Raw genomic sequence first — 10,384 nt, 5'->3', positions numbered from 1 at the left:
TCGGGCGTCATCGACAGAAAGGCGTCGTCGACCTTGACCTTTTGGCCCTGGATGTTGAGCGTTGCCATCAGGGTTCGATGCTCCAATTGAGGCCGTTGCTGGTGGTGCCACCGTTGCCGGACGGAGGCGCCGCCGTTCCACCGCCGTTCTTGATCGCTTCAACCATCGCACGGACACGCGCCTTCTTGTCATCAACCGATGCCTGGGCCTCACCCGGCTTCGGCGTGAGGATGCTGGCCTGGTTCTCGACTTCGGCGGGAGCCGCTGTGGCACCGGACACGCTGTAGAGGTAGGAGGCGATGATGGTCTTCAGCGAGTTCGAGGCCCGCTGGTAGTCGGTTGATTTCAGATAGTCCGCTCCATAGTCGGAACCATGCGGAATGGCGGACAAAGCCTGATCCCTCGTGTTGGACAAGGCATCAAAGTTCTTCTCGACAATGGCCAATTCCGGCGCAACGACTGAATAGAGCTTGTTGTCGCGCTGCTGCTGCTCATTCGGCGGCTTCGTCTTCGGCCCTGTCAGCGGCATGATGCCGGCGTTCTGCCCCTGTGCCGGGCTTTCCGCGCGCGGGCTCACAGGCGCTGCCGGAGTTGGCGCGGGAGCAGACGGGACCGCAGGAACAGGAGCAGCGGCTGGCGGGGTTGCCTGTGGCGCGGGAGCCTGTTGCGGAGCGGCGGCGACGGGCGGCGCAGGGCGAGGCGCTACCGGCACGGCAGGAGCGTCCTTGCCGGCCTGACCAAAAACGCCCTGTGGCGTCAAGAAGAGCATTTCGCCATTCGGGCCGGTGATCGTCTTGCCGGCGCCTAGCTGCTGGGCCTGCTCTTCGGTCAGATCCCCGGTATCCATAAGGCCATTGAGCGACTGTGCCTCAACCGAATTGCCCTTGAACCGGAACTGGCCGGCGTTGGGACCGCCGCCGCCGATGGCCTTCGATTCCCCCGTGCGCTTGTTGTAGAGCGTGTTGTCGTCCAGCTTCTCCCAATCCGTCTGCTGGCCGGTGTAGACGGCCTGATGCGTGTTCGGGTCGACCAGCGAGCCGCCGACTTCGATCAGCTTTTTCTGATCGGCATCGAATTTCTGCTGGTCGAAATCGAGCCTCGCCTTTTCGGCCGGCGTCATCTGCGGGTTGCGCAGTCGTTCGGTCTCGATGCGAGTCTTCTCCATGTCGAGACGGTTCTTTTCGAGTTCCAACTGAGTGGCAGGGCTCGCCTCGTCCAGCTTCTGCTTGAGCATGAGGTTGACCAGGCCGCGCTGCTGTTCGGACAGGCGCGGATCCTGTGAGGCCTGCATGAGCTGCTGGACGCTCGGGCCGCCTGCCACCTGAACCGGTGCTGCTGGCGCGGCCTGAGCGATAGGAGCCGACGGTGCCAGCCGAGACACGGCAGGAGGCAACTCCGCAGCGCGCGCCGATTGCGGCGTGCGGGCAAGTGCCTGTGCGGCGGTCGTCGGCGCTGGCTGGCCGCCTGTGGCCTGTGCGACGCCGGCCGACGGGTCGACGCTCGCGACCTGGACGGGCGCGGCATCAGTGCTTGCGAAGCGAGGCGCAAACGAGTTGGCCGAAGCGATACGGCGCGCGGCCTCTCCACCCGGCCGGTCATAGCCCGCGAATTTCCAGGCGTTGTTCATGAGGCGTTGCGCATCCTCCGGCGATTTGGCCGCGTTCAACGCGTCGATCAGCGCCGGGTTCTCTTGTAGGAAGTATTGCGCCTGAAGCTGCGGCGACGGTGCGCCGCCATCGCCACCGTTGTTGCCAGCGTAAGCGCGCATTGCCTCGAAACGAGGCCCGCGCCACGACAGGATGCCGCCAGCAGTGCCTGCCTGACCGCTTTCGCTCGGGTCGGACCACGATCCGAAGGCGTTCTTCGGGTTGAACCGGCTTTCGGCGTTCGCCGTCGATGCGACGGCGGCAAGGCCATTGGGGTTGGTGATCTTCGTTTTCACCGTGTCCATAAAGCCGTTGTAGATGTCATTCTTAGACAGGTCGGGCGCCGGACCCATCGAGCCGCCGCCGAGAGCGCTTGCAACGGCATTGGAAGCCGGCGCCGACGCTGGCGAGGAAGATGCAGCAGCAGCCGGCGAACCGCTGCCGAACAGTGCGGAGAACACACCATCCCCGCCCTTGCGCCAGTCGGTTTCAGCCTGGGTTGCCCGGTTGTTGGCGATGCGATAGCCGAGCGCTTCGCCAATGGCGTTCAAGCCTTCGCCGACATTGCGCGGGGCCGCCGGTCGCGAGAGCGCATCCGCGATGGCCCGGAGGCGCGCCAGGTCTTGCGGCGATTTCACACCGGTATCGCCGCCGAAGATGAACGAGGGCTGCACGGTCATGCCAAGGCCTCCCCGTAGTTGACGGCGTCGATGCCGCCAATGTTGATGACGGCATGCGGCCGGAACGACCGCACCTCGTCAGCCATGACGCCGACCTGTTCGCCTCCGCCCCAGATGTATTCGAAGGCGTATTTCGTGAGGCCGTTCGCGAAGGTGCCGACCCGACGAATGTTCTGCTTCAGCCGGCGATCGGAATATTTGATCAGGTTCGCGCCGAGACCGAAGAGGCCGCCAAGGATGCCGCTGGAATTGGCCTGATCCTGCTGCCACGCCTGGAGCTTCTGATTGTAGTTTGTGTTGATCAGCCCGGCGGTGTCCGTGGTCGGGATGGTCGGCATGTTCGCGTTGACGAAATTCGGCTGACTGACCTGTGAGCCGGACAGCAGCGCCGTCAGGTTGTTGATCGGTGCCGAGTTCTGCGCCAGCGCTTCCTGCACCGCCTGACCGCGACCGGAGAGCAGTAGCGAGTTATAGGCGTCGTTCTCGCCCTGGTTCTCGATGTTCTGCGCCTGCGCATAGTTGTCCGAGCCGGGGCGAATTCCGCGGTTAATCAGGTCTGCCTCATTGGCCTGCCGGCGCGCATCGAGTGCGGGCTGAAGCCGCTTCATGCCGAGATCCATCAACCTCGCTTCGGTGGCGTCGTTCGAGAGGTCGACCGGCTTGGCAAGGAAGTCGTTCAGGAAGGCGGATTGCGAGTTGGCCAGCTTGCTCAGGTTCAGCTTGGCAGCGTCCGTCTGGCCCTGGATCGCTTGCCCGGCGTCCGACAGGGTCTGTGTCGCGGTGTAGGTCGGGATGTCGTAGGATTTGCCCGTGTAGGGGTCATTCCACTTGTAGGAGCCGGATTGCGAATAGCTCAGGTTGCCGTTCGGCGTGACCTGATTGACGTTGCCAAGGTTCGCATTGGCAATCGCGGTGCCTACGTTCGTCGAGGTCGACGCGGCCGAGGTCTCTTTCGGATCCGGCGGTTCCGGGGCGGAAGGTGCGCACATTTCAGGGCTCCTGCAGGAAATATGTCATTGCGATTGCCGACCGCTTGAAACCGACGCGCTCGCACATCTTGGCGACGCGAAGGTCAGTTGCGATGGTGACGTGCGCTCGCTGACACCCGCGCGCTTTGAGTTCGGCCAGGATATGCTTGGTGAAGCGGCGGCCGATGCCGTTCCTATGGTCGGGGCGGATATAGATCGTGTCTTCCATCCCGATCAGTTCGGAATTGTGCATGTCTTCGGTGAACCAGATAAAGGCGTAGCCGATCGCCTCGCCTTCCGTCCTGACCACGAAGCAGAGCAGATGCGGTGCGCTGGCGTAGACGTTCACGCGCGGCTTGAAGTCGCCGATCCGCATACCCTCCGCCGCCATGCGCGCCTGCATCTCGCCATAGTGGGTCCGGCAAAGCGGCTCGAGCTCGGGCCAAGCCTCGCTGAATTTCTCGATAGCGATTGCGTAGCTCATACGACCACCCCGCCATTTTCAAAGGTCGCGTCGAGCTGTACGTATTCGACGTCGGGCCGCTGGTTGAGGAAGCCGGTGACTTGCAATTGCGGCTGCATCACGTAGCCGGTCTTGCCGATCGAAATCCACTGGCCGCCGCTGACTGTCGCCTCCGGTGCAGCCTGGTCCCACTTCGCGACGTCCCACAGTCCCGAATCCCACAGGTCGGCAGTGCCGCCGTCGGCAGCATCGGGCGCCGTCGGCAGTTCGACGCGGTAGTTGACGGAAAACGAGATTTTCGGCGTGAACGGCGTTGAACTGAGAAACGTCGGGCGCGCCTGGTGCACGGTCTTCAACCGGCCAAGCGTCTTCATGTGATCGGGGTTGCCGACATAGGTGTAGTAGATCGGCAGGCCGTTATCGTTGCCGTTGATCTCGGCTTCGAAGACCACGCCGTCATTGGTGCCGAAGAACAGGCGGCTGTCATGCAGTTCGAGGCAGCGCGTGGCCCAGCCGACGAACTTGCACCATGCACCGGTTTCGAGGTTGACGACGAACGACCATGCGTCTTGCCCGGCCGCCGTGACCGGCAGCGAGACGATGGCGTAATTCATATCGGGCCATTTGATGATTTCCCAAGGCAGGGAGATGCGCGCTGCGGCCTCTCGCTTCCAATCCGGCTCGATGTTGCGCGAGACCGCAGCCAGCGACAGGGCCGCTGCATCCTTGTTGATGGCGGCCGAGATCGGAACCAGGCCTTCCTTGGTCGCCACGATCAAATCGCCGCCCGCGCGCATCGTGCCGCGCTTGCCCATCGGGGCCGTGAGGTCATAGCGGCCGACAAGGTTCCATTCGGCCTGTGTCGAGCCGGCAGGGTTGCTGCCTTCGAAAATCGCGGCCTCGCCCTCCGTAGTGACGAACACGCACTTGTCGTCAATGCCATCGCCGGCATCGAGCGACCAGGTGGCGCCGAACAGCAGTGAGCCGCCGCGCTGGAAGATGCCGGAAAGGTTGAGCGAGCCAAGCGCGCCGGTGACGCTGTCAACGTTGAGGTAGCGGGCGCGCATGGTGCCGCCCTCGATGAAGAACAGCCGATTCCGGTAAAGCCAGACATGAGACAGGGCCGAAGTCGCAACGCCGGTGATTGCAGCAGAGACCTGGACCACGCCGCCGGGGATGTTCGCCAGCGCCGATCCGCCGCCCGCTCCGGTGATGGTTTCGTTGTCGACGAACGTGCCGGTAATCGACTGGATCATCAGCGAGCCGGTAGTACCGTTGTCGACGTTCTTGACCACGGTCGCGGTCGCGCCGCTTGTGCCACCCGTGACGACCTGGCCGGTGATGAAGTTGACCGTCTGCGCATCGAAATTCATCCGATAGGTCGGCAGGCCATTGACCGCCGTCCAGTCGAACGTGGTGCTGTAGAGCTGCAGAAAATCGGTGCCGTTGACCGCGACGACGAACGAGCCGCCCGACGTCGTGAAATTCACATAGGAATAGTACCCCGATGTCTGGCCGGACACGGAAGCAGCCGGCGGCGTGATCGGATCGGCCGGCGAGGTAACATCGCGGATGGAGTTGATGTCGCAGGCCCAAATCTTCTTGGTGCCGCCGGCATTGTAGGTGATGAGGCTTTCCACCGGGTTGGCAGAAATTGTCGCGCGCTTGACCGACCCGCCGCGCATGATGATGCCGGTCGAGGTCGGGAGGAAGTTTTCAAGGGTCTGCGCGGTGAACGGCTGGGACTTCACCAGGCTCTTGTTGGTGACCCAGCCGCCGACCGGCGCGCCAAAGGTGTAGGGCTGCGCCACGGCCCGCGCGGGGGCTGGGACGGCCTTGCGGCGGCCGGGAAAGCGTTCGTACCTCACGCTGCACCTGTGACCGTGCCAGGCCATGCGGTGCCTTTGCCGCGCCAACTGGAGGGCGCCCGGCCCGAGACAACCGGCTTGGAGCCGGCGTCATCGTCCATGCAGCGCAGAAGCTGGTCCTGATAGTCGTCGAGCGCCTGCTCGTAGGCCAAGCCCTTGTTCTCTTTCCAACGGTAGATGATCGCCTTCTTCAGCAGATCCTCTGAAAGTCGGAAGCTGTCGGTATCCTCGCTGAACTGCGCCTTTTTCGAAGCGTCGCCGGCCGCAACAAGCAAGTTCGACACATAGAAGAACCTGACCGTTTCGGATGCCGCCATCACGGGCCAAATATGGAACTGGTCGCCGAAGATGATCCAGTAGCCGTTTACCGTGGCGATCGGCGTCACCTGAAGCTCAAGCCATTCGTCGGTGCTGGTCAGGTGTGTGGTGGCCCACAGCCAACGCGACGACCACAGCGACGATGTCTTCTGCATGCGGCGATAGTCAGACGGCATGTCAAACGCATCAGCCACGCCGTCACCGGTAAACGTCATCGGGATCAGAAGTTTTTGCCAGTCATGAGCCCTGGCGATTTCCAGGGCCATGACGTTGGCCAGTTCCTGCATCTCGACCATCTCTCGACCGGTCGCGCCATAGACCAGCGTCGGCACGTCCATGCCAAGCACTGTCGTTGCGCCCTTGACCACGTCGAGAATGGTCATTTAGGCGGCTTCCTTGGCCTTGCCCTTCGGCTTGGTCAGTTCCTCGATCATCGCTTCCATCGCCGCCTGGCGCTCGACCAGCTCGGCAATCGTCGCATCCTTCGCGGCTTCACGCTCGGCGGCCTTGGCAGCGTCCGAGTTGGCAAGGAACAGGCCGGCCTGCTTGCGCAGATCGCGCATGTTCGGGAGGCGCACCCGGTCAAGGTTGCCGTCGGTGAGGTCGCGGACTTCCTCGACCGTGCGAATGCCGGCCGCGCGCAGGACTTCTGCCTGATCGGGCGTGACGCCGGACCAAGCCGCAAGCGCGGTGCCGTTGATCGGGATTTCGCGCCCGTTCTTGAAGGCCTCATAAGCCGGCTCGATCTGCATCCAGCGCGCCGTCATGAAACGCAGCTTTTCGCCGTCCTGGTCCTCGCCCATCAGCGACGGGTCGGGGATGAGGTGGCGAACGCGGTCGGTGGTGCGCGTGTTGAGCGGCGAATGCGATGGCGAATATGTCACCCAATCCTCGGGCTGGAGATCGAGGATGCGCCGGCCGCTGGCATCGAGCTTGAAGCCTTTGAGGTCGCATTTCTCATTCACCGGGTCGCCTTTGACCGGCAGCTTTTCGTAGCTGGTCTTGAAGCCAATCACCCGGATCATCGGGGTTTCGTTTTCGGCCATCTTGTTCGCTCCTGGCGGGGCAGCGCCCCTTAGCTGTTGAGAATTTCGAGAAGGTCGGGGAACTCGCCGAGCAAGGCCGCGACCTCGTCTTCGGCGAACTCGCCGGCTCGGATCAGTTCGGCCGCCAGTCGGTGTTCACCGCCGCGCCAATGCATACGGAAGCGGGCAAAAGCATCGCCTTCCGGGACGACCGGGACAGGTTCAAGCGACAACGATGCCGTGTCGATCGATGCGATTTCGTCGGGCATGGTTTTTCTCCATGGAATGAGGATGCGGGCGAGGCTCTTGACCCCGCCCGTCATGATCAGTGCGGGAATGCGCACATGATGATCTTGGCCGAGGCCAGGATGCAGTAGGCGCAGACGGTTTCGGTGACAGCGGCAGCAACCTTCAGCGTGCCATCGGTCGTGACGGACAGGGCAAGAGCCTGACCGGACGCGCCGGACACCAGAGCGGTGTTGAGCGTGGCCGGCCCCTTGACCTGGATCCAGCCATACTCGCCATTGCCTGGCGCGCCTGCCAGTACACCGGCGCCGTTGGCGGCAGTGTCCGAAACGTCCGACGTGACTTCATTCCAAACGCCGGTGGAGGTGCCGCCGGGAGCGTAGAAGCCCACGACGTTGTTGGCGACGGCGGCAATCGCGCCAGCGCCCTGGTTGTACTTCACGAAGCGATACGACTTGCTGTCATACGATTCGTAAAGGTCGCCGACCTTCGGAGCCTTGCCGGAGTTCGCTCCGGTGAGCTGCGCGGCGCTGTACGTCTGGGTGACGTCGATACCGACAAAAGAGGTCATGTTCTTCGCTCCTTAAGCCACGTCGAACAGGGTACCCTGTAGGGACCGGTTCGAGCAGACGAGGTTGCCCATCCAGTAGAACGGGATGACCACTGCATCCTGATTGACGGGCTTCTTCTCGTCGTCCTGCGTCCACTGCGCCTCCTTGTGCTGGTCGACGTAGAGGTAGTCGGAGTTGAGGAAATAGCCCTTCTCGGCCGTCGTCGTGAAATTCGTGTTGTCGTCGAAAATCACGTCGGCGGTTTTGTACTTGAGGCCGATGAAACCCGATTGGGCCATGTCGGCATCCATGTACCGCTGAAGCTGCTGTTCGCCGGTCTCGTAGAGCGAATAGAAGTCGTGCGAGAACGTGATCAGGTCCGGCTTGTCGGCGCCACGGTTCAGCGTGAGCCACATCGCATTCATGTCGGACTTGAAGGTCGCAGCGTTGACCGCCGAAGGCGACGCGGCAAGGTTGGTGCCGGTGGCCTCGCGGAACTTGTTGCGCCAAAACGTCCACGTGCCGGCGTCGATGCCGCCGACGATGCCCTGACCGTTGGACTGGAGAATGTTGGCCAAGCCGCCGATCTGGTTGGACAGCGAGCCATCCGAATAGAGATCGACAGAGAAGTTGTTGGCGGCGGTCTTGAGCGCGTTGTTCTTCTTGGTCTTCACCAGGTTGATCATCGCGAACTTGCCGGCGTTCATACGCAGTTCCTTGCCGCTCGACACGACATGCAGGGCGACCTGTGCCCAGTCGAATTTCGCGGAGGTGACGACGTCCGAGCCGTTGGTGTTCAGCGTGTCCAGACCAGCGTAACGCTGGTAGGTGCTGTTTTCCGCGTACTCAAGCTGCACCTGAATTTCGGTGCCGCCGTCGAGGTTGCGGATCTTGTTCTTCTTCTTCAAACGGTTGAGGAAGGCGTTGTTCTTCGAAACGTTGTCCGCCACTTCCGTCGCGCTGTTGCGCAGAGTGGTGGACACCATTTCAGTGAAGGTGGTCGACGGACCAGCCATCGGATTTAACCTTTCTGATTGCGGTCAAAGACAGCGGCCAGTTCTTCATCTTCGGTGAGAACCCGAGCCTTGCCCGACGCTGTTGATGTGACGTTGACGGAATTGGCGCGCTTGGCCGCATCGACCTTTCCAGCGTCCCTCGGAGCGGCCGCTTTAGCGGCGGCTGCTTTGGCGCGGAGATCGGGATCGGCGTTCACTGCCATGTCATAGGCCAGGTTGAACACGGCCTCTTTCGAGGCGGTGGCTCCAAGCCGGTCCCATGCATCGTTGATGAAGTTGACCATCCGCTTTTCAGGAATTTCCGAGTAGAGCGGCTTGTCAGCTGACAAGCGGCCCAGCTCTTCATTGGCGGCGGTGATCCCGTCGCGCTCCTGAAGCCTCTGGTTTATGCGGTCGTCGATGTTCGCGGGGTTGTGGACCGATGCGAGCATGGTCTTCAACCCGGCGATTTCTTGCCGCAATTCGTTTTCGCCCTGTGGGACGGAATGACCGAAGGCTGCGGCGATTTTGTCGCGCACGCCGTAGCTGTCGATGATGGCCATGATGGATTCGACCGGTGCCCGGTCGAGGTTGGCCTGGGCGTTGAACAGGAAATCTATCGCCTTCGCCGGCGTGACCACCGTCCCATCGGCGAGCTTGCGGCCCTTCTGTGGGTCAAAGTAGTGAGAATGCCGATCGATGACTTCCTGGATGGGCTTGACGGTCGAAAGCTGCCGGCCGTGATCGGACAGGCGGCCCTGTAGCTCCTGCTCACGCGCTGCGACAAAGGCGCGGATTTCTGCTGGTGTCTTTTCCCATGCGCCCTTGACAACATCGGCACCCTGAAGGCCCTTCCAGTTGTCAGGCAGGGGAACCGAACCGGCGCCAGGCGTCAGACCATCGCCGGCCGGTTCCCCGCCTTCACCGCCCTTCGGCGATACCGCGTCAGCCTCTTCGGACCTGTCGGCGCTGACAAACCTGCCGTTCTCGCGATCCGCTCCGTTGTCGCGTTCGTTCTTGTTCCAGATCGCCTCCAGCGCGGCGTCATCGGCTACTGTCGCTACCGTATTGCTGTTGGCCGCCGCGTCGGCTATGGCGCCGGCAGGCGGGGCATTATTGGACAGGTTCTCTGCTACTGCAGCGCTCATCGAAATTCCTCAGACACCTGAAGGCCCCGCTTCTTGCAGAACTCGGGGTTGCGAAATTTTCCCTTCGTCGGTGACAGGCTGGGCTCGTACTCGACGCAGTTGTGCTTCTTCAGATCGTCGCGGCGCTGGGAGCGCGACCCGATCAGCGCGCCGTCTACCGGCGAGCGATAGTCGGGAATGTCCGAGATGACGTGCGGCATGACGATCTGACCGGCGAACGGCTTTTCCATCGGAACACCGGTCTGCCGATCGACAAAGATGCCATTGCGAAAAACGAAGCGAGCCATTGCCTGTCCCGATTTGAGGGCAAGGCGATGGTGCCGTGCGTCAGTGCGAAATTCTAAGCCGCTTGAAAACTAAGCCAGGAGCAGAAGCTGAATTGCGTCGTCATCAGCCATCGAGGCGATTTCGCGCTCAATCATGATGTGGCCTAGTTTGGCGTCGAGTGCGCCGACCTTGCCGGGCAGCGGCGATGG

The 10,384-nt window shown here is 62.3% G+C and carries 11 protein-coding genes; all 11 read right to left on the bottom strand.

Annotated elements, in window-relative coordinates:
* Nucleotides 1-67 precede the first annotated feature (67 nt).
* Genes EN808_RS34925 through EN808_RS34875 form a run of 11 tightly spaced genes read right to left on the bottom strand, consistent with a single transcriptional unit; the run spans nucleotide 68 to nucleotide 10,195 of the window.
* Complete coding sequence (locus tag EN808_RS34925) at nucleotides 68-2,326, bottom strand: phage tail tip lysozyme (protein WP_135918201.1); 2,259 nt, start codon at nucleotides 2,324-2,326, stop codon at nucleotides 68-70.
* Nucleotides 2,323-3,315 carry a tail fiber domain-containing protein gene (locus EN808_RS34920; protein ID WP_135918200.1) on the bottom strand — a complete coding sequence of 331 codons (993 nt, stop codon included), beginning with the start codon at nucleotides 3,313-3,315 and terminating at the stop codon, nucleotides 2,323-2,325. The genes EN808_RS34925 and EN808_RS34920 overlap by 4 nt, the downstream gene beginning before the upstream one ends.
* Nucleotide 3,316: 1 nt before the next feature.
* The gene (locus tag EN808_RS34915; protein WP_135918199.1) at nucleotides 3,317-3,778 is read right to left on the bottom strand and encodes a GNAT family N-acetyltransferase; all 462 of its coding nucleotides are present in this window, start codon (nucleotides 3,776-3,778) and stop codon (nucleotides 3,317-3,319) included.
* A complete protein-coding gene (locus EN808_RS34910; protein ID WP_135918198.1) occupies nucleotides 3,775-5,625 on the bottom strand; it encodes a hypothetical protein in 1,851 nt (616 codons plus the stop codon). Before EN808_RS34910 ends, EN808_RS34915 begins: the two co-directional genes overlap by 4 nt.
* Nucleotides 5,622-6,326 carry a hypothetical protein gene (locus EN808_RS34905; protein WP_135918197.1) on the bottom strand — a complete coding sequence of 235 codons (705 nt, stop codon included), beginning with the start codon at nucleotides 6,324-6,326 and terminating at the stop codon, nucleotides 5,622-5,624. Before EN808_RS34905 ends, EN808_RS34910 begins: the two co-directional genes overlap by 4 nt.
* Entirely contained in the window at nucleotides 6,327-6,989 is a 663-nt protein-coding gene (locus tag EN808_RS34900; protein ID WP_135918196.1) for a hypothetical protein, read from the bottom strand.
* A gap of 29 nt (nucleotides 6,990-7,018) precedes the next feature.
* Nucleotides 7,019-7,237, bottom strand: coding sequence for a hypothetical protein (locus EN808_RS34895; RefSeq protein WP_135918195.1), 219 nt, complete (start codon nucleotides 7,235-7,237; stop codon nucleotides 7,019-7,021).
* Between the two features lie 56 nt (nucleotides 7,238-7,293).
* Nucleotides 7,294-7,785 carry a hypothetical protein gene (locus EN808_RS34890; RefSeq protein WP_135918194.1) on the bottom strand — a complete coding sequence of 164 codons (492 nt, stop codon included), beginning with the start codon at nucleotides 7,783-7,785 and terminating at the stop codon, nucleotides 7,294-7,296.
* A gap of 12 nt (nucleotides 7,786-7,797) precedes the next feature.
* A complete protein-coding gene (locus tag EN808_RS34885; RefSeq protein ID WP_135918193.1) occupies nucleotides 7,798-8,781 on the bottom strand; it encodes a phage major capsid protein in 984 nt (327 codons plus the stop codon).
* Between the two features lie 5 nt (nucleotides 8,782-8,786).
* The gene (locus EN808_RS34880; RefSeq protein ID WP_189524237.1) at nucleotides 8,787-9,908 is read right to left on the bottom strand and encodes a hypothetical protein; all 1,122 of its coding nucleotides are present in this window, start codon (nucleotides 9,906-9,908) and stop codon (nucleotides 8,787-8,789) included.
* Nucleotides 9,905-10,195, bottom strand: a complete 291-nt coding sequence (locus EN808_RS34875; RefSeq protein WP_135918192.1) for a hypothetical protein — start codon at nucleotides 10,193-10,195, stop codon at nucleotides 9,905-9,907. Before EN808_RS34875 ends, EN808_RS34880 begins: the two co-directional genes overlap by 4 nt.
* Between the last annotated feature and the right edge of the window lie 189 nt (nucleotides 10,196-10,384).

This window comes from Mesorhizobium sp. M8A.F.Ca.ET.165.01.1.1 (assembly GCF_004792065.1).
Lineage (GTDB): Bacteria > Pseudomonadota > Alphaproteobacteria > Rhizobiales > Rhizobiaceae > Mesorhizobium.
Note: the sequence above shows the minus strand (reverse complement) of the source record. Positions and strands in the feature narration are given on the sequence as shown.